This window comes from Pedobacter sp. 10L46_2 (assembly GCF_056395165.1).
Genome location: NZ_JBFTIZ010000469.1, coordinates 1 through 2029, shown reverse-complemented (window position 1 = coordinate 2029; position 2029 = coordinate 1). Strand labels below are relative to the sequence as shown.

At 41.1% G+C, this 2029-nt stretch carries 1 protein-coding gene and 1 pseudogene; both read right to left on the bottom strand.

Annotated elements, in window-relative coordinates; all coding sequences use genetic code 11:
• A pseudogene (locus AC1DDX_RS26855) lies at nt 1-200 on the bottom strand (hypothetical protein); the annotation flags it as partial.
• Between the two features lie 137 nt (nt 201-337).
• The coding region (ligD, locus tag AC1DDX_RS26850) for a DNA ligase D (RefSeq protein WP_477622976.1) at nt 338-2029 on the bottom strand (1692 nt) is incomplete at its 5' end.

Genomic DNA, 2029 nt, shown 5'->3' with positions numbered 1-2029 from the left:
GGAGTGTATACATCAGCCCGATGTTGTTGTTCTGTAACCTCGTCCCAAAAGCAGACTTCTCTGAATGAGGGAGGAAAAGCCATTTTCCAGCCCCTATGCCAAGGCGTTTCCCCGTACAACCTCAATTGCTGTGTTTCCTGATGGATAATAACAGGTTGGGATGTAACTTTCTCAGGAAATACTAAAGCATTAAAATCCATAAAAAACAAATGCCTTGAATTTTAGCAGGCATTCAAACTTAAGCTAATAATATTAGTATTCAAAAAATTAAATAAAGAATCAGAAGTTTTAAAAAGATCAAGTAATCCTGACTTAAGTATAAGGATGGCCTAATAAGTTATCCAAACACGTTTTTCGCTTTGTTAATCGCAGCCGTTAAATCAATACCTTTTCCCAAAGCACCTTTAAAGAGATCACCAGTTTCTTTTATCCTATCCACAGCATTGAAGATCGTAAAATCATCCATGGTCATTCCAGGTTTAACTTCATCCCATGCCAGAGGCATGGAAACAGTTGCCCCTGGCTTCGGCCTAAGCGAATACGGACAGGCAATGGTGGCCCCTGGTCTGTTCTGCAGAAAATCCAAATACATTTTTCCTTTACGGTTAGCGACCATTCTTTCTAATGTAGTAAACTCAGGGACCTGCTGATGCACCAAATTGACAATAATCTTGGCAAACATTTGCGACTGATCATAGTCATACTTTGCCGCAAGAGGAATATAAATATGCATACCAGTAGAACCAGATGTCTTCGCGTAACATGGTATTTTAATCTGGTCCAGAACTTCTTTCACCATTTGTGCCACCTGAATCACCTGATCGAATGTATTCTTATCAGGATCCAGATCAATCACACAATAGTCTGGATTGTCTGGAGATTGACTCCTGGAAAACCACGGATTCATTTCTATACACCCTAACGATGCCATCCAAAGTAAGGCGGCTTCATCGTTGCCCAATAGGTATTCCTTATGTTCGCCATCACCTGTGGTATAAGGAAATGTATCGGCCCAATCAGGTGCAATCTCTCTAACATCTTTCTGGTAAAAACCCTTGCTATGAATTCCACCCGGAAAACGATTTAATGACATAGGCCTATCTTTCAAATAGGGAAGAATATAATCGGCCACCTGATAATAGTAATTAAACATCTCTCTTTTGGATACCCCATCTTCAGGCCAGTAAAGCTTGCTTAAATGTGTAAACTTCAATTCATGACCTTTAATTTTTCGTACCTGCGTTTCATCTTTGGGATTAAGCAACGTTTTACGCCCTGTAGCCTTTGGAGGCTTGATAGTATTATCTTTCATATCATTCTCTACTATAGCTTTCGTCTCTATCTCGGTTTCTCTGATCACATCTTTAGCTTTTTTATCAACGCGCATGCCTTGGAAAGATGGATGGCGAAATACACCGTCATCTGTCACCTCTGCAAAGGCGACCTCACAAACCAGTTCCGGCTTAAGCCAGGTTACTTTGGTTTTTGGTGGATTGGGCCTGAAGCGAGAAGGTTTATTGACATCAGGGATTTCCGAAAATGGACTTTTATTGGTAATTAATGGCCGGAATTGGGCCATCATTTCTTTTTGCGCCAGATCATTGAAGCCTGTCCCCACCTTGCCAACGTAGTGCAAATGACCGTTTTCATACACTCCTAACAACAGAGAACTAAATTCCCTGGGTGTATCATCATTTTTTGTGAACCCGACAACCACCACCTCCTGGCGTTTATTGGCTTTGATCTTTAGCCAATCTTTAGAACGGTTATTCTTAGTATACAGACTGTCTGCTTTTTTAGCAATAATGCCTTCCAAACCCATTTTTATGGCCGCCTTAAAGAACTCAGTACCGCTTGCCTTAAAGATCTGACTTAGCCTTACCCGATCGTCATTTTGAGGCAAAACCTCTGCTAATATCTCCTGGCGTTTACTAAGTGGAAGATCAGTTAAATCCCTGCCGTCATACCATATCAGATCACACACATAATAAACCAATTCACCATCGGCTTCACTACGCCAGTTCTGAAG